Source organism: Polaromonas sp. P3_C2 (genome assembly GCF_056402675.1).
Genome location: NZ_JBFUGX010000868.1, coordinates 1 through 1480, shown reverse-complemented (window position 1 = coordinate 1480; position 1480 = coordinate 1). Strand labels below are relative to the sequence as shown.

2 protein-coding genes are annotated in these 1480 nt (G+C 61.8%); one reads left to right on the top strand and one right to left on the bottom strand.

Annotated features, from left to right (window positions below):
* Positions 1-836: alkaline phosphatase family protein (locus AC1DWI_RS22875; RefSeq protein WP_477725875.1), on the top strand; the 836-nt coding region annotated here is incomplete at its 5' end.
* Here the strand turns inward: AC1DWI_RS22875 and AC1DWI_RS22870 are convergent.
* Entirely contained in the window at positions 831-1307 is a 477-nt protein-coding gene (locus AC1DWI_RS22870) for an AraC family transcriptional regulator (protein WP_477699656.1), read from the bottom strand. The genes AC1DWI_RS22875 and AC1DWI_RS22870 overlap by 6 nt on opposite strands.
* Between the last annotated feature and the right edge of the window lie 173 nt (positions 1308-1480).

Below are 1480 nucleotides of genomic sequence, written 5' to 3'. Positions count from 1 at the left end.
CTTTTGTCGATGCCATGTCGCTGGAGTTTGCCCGCGCGGCCATTGCCGGCGAGCAGCTGGGGCAGGACGACATTCCCGACATCCTGTCGGTCAGCCTGTCGGGCCACGACTATGTCAACCACGCCTACAGCGCCGAGTCGCGTCTGTCACACGACCACCTGCTGCAACTCGACCGCATGCTGCAGGCCTTCTTCCAGGACCTGGATGCCCGCGTCGGCAAAGACAACTACCTCGTCATGCTGACGGCCGACCACGGCTTTATGCCGTCACCTGACTACCTCGCCAGCCAGGGCCGTGAGGCCGGTCGCGTCAACAGCAGCCAGGTGCTGTGGCGCGTCAACACCGGCCTGGAAAAACGCTTTGGCGAAGGCAAATGGACAGCAGGGTTCTCCGGCTCCAGCTTGCTGTTCGACAAAAAACTCATCGCGCAAAAGCAGGCAGACCCGAATGCCCTGGCAGAAGAAGCCCGCACCCTGCTGCTGGCAGAGCCCGGCTTTGCTGCGGCCTATACCCGCCGCGAACTGGCAAGCGCAAGCCGTGCCGGTGCGCCATTTTTCGACCAGATCCGAAAATCCTGGCACGCCGATGTATCGGGCGACGTGCAGTATTCACTCAAGCCCGGCTGGATGTTCGGCAACACGGTCGCCACCCACGGTTCTCCGCATCCGTATGACACGCAAGTGCCCATCCTGATGTACGGCCCCGCCTGGATAAAGCCCGGCCGCRTCGATGCGCGCGTGGAAGTGGTGGACATCGCGCCCACGCTGTCACGCCTGCTGCGCATTGCGCCGCCTTCCGCGGCCGAAGGCAAGCTGTTGCCTCTACAGGGGCTATAGCGCCTTGACCGGTACACACAGCCAGCAACTGAAGGTGCCGGTCTTCGGATCCATTACAAAGTCTTCTTCATACAGCTCCAGCGCCGGCTTGTTCTCCGGCTGGTAGCCGCTTTGCGGAAGCCACTCGGCAAACATGTGCGTCCAGGCTTCGTGCACTTCATTGCCCGGCTTGCCGGTAAAACGGCCGCAGGCGTAGCGCCCGCCGCCAAAGTTCTGCACGCCTGTCTCGCCTTGCGGTTTGAAGGCCTCGTTCACTTCAATGCAGGCGTCGTAGCGGCATTTGTCGGCCGGCGTGATCTCGGGGTTGTCCTGGCTGATGCCGTACATCCTGGGGCGCGGGCTCATGTGGCCGTGCTGGCCGCACCAGGCGACAAAGCGTTGCCATAGCTGCGCCACCTGGTCGCCATAAGGGCCGGTATTGCGCATGTAAGCCAGGCGCATGGCAGGAATGGTCTTCAGTTCAATGTGCATGTTCAAGCCTCTTTCAGATAAAACCGGCCCCACGGGCCAGAGGGTTCTATCTTTAAACAGCGCCATGATGGAGTCTTGATTCGGCTTGTGATGGGCTTGATGATTCTTGCCATGTTCAAGCACGTGGCGCGTTGCCCACTCACGCCAGTCGCCACGCCGCCAGGCCGTAGGCG

What these genes read in the sequence shown, in the direction of transcription:
- AC1DWI_RS22870 (WP_477699656.1), bottom strand. Translation starts at nt 1,307, where the DNA reads ATGCACATTGAACTGAAGACCATTCCTGCCATGCGCCTGGCTTACATG.